Raw genomic sequence first — 239 nt, 5'->3', positions numbered from 1 at the left:
GGCAGTACTTGCAGGTGATCCTCCTATAAACATCAAAAAAACAGTTAAAATTGTTGAAGATTCAGTAAACCCCGTTTGATTTATCGAAGAAAATCCCGCTGTTCTGGTAGTTACTGACTGAAAAAATGAATTTGTTATTTTATCAAAAAAGTTAAAATTCTTTAAAGTTTTTGCATTAGAATATTCCAAGATGAAAAATGCAATTGTCCCAAAAATAAGTAATCCTAAAGTCATTACTA

The 239-nt window shown here is 29.7% G+C and carries 1 protein-coding gene; it reads right to left on the bottom strand.

Annotated features, from left to right (window positions below):
• Positions 1–239, bottom strand: a 239-nt coding sequence (locus VJI93_RS09230; protein ID WP_324009392.1) for a potassium transporter TrkG, incomplete at both ends; no start/stop codon positions are given.

Origin of the sequence: Parvimonas sp. M20 (genome assembly GCF_035282425.1) — a bacterium.
GTDB lineage: Bacteria > Bacillota > Clostridia > Tissierellales > Peptoniphilaceae > Parvimonas.
This window is presented reverse-complemented; position numbering and strand designations above follow the sequence as displayed.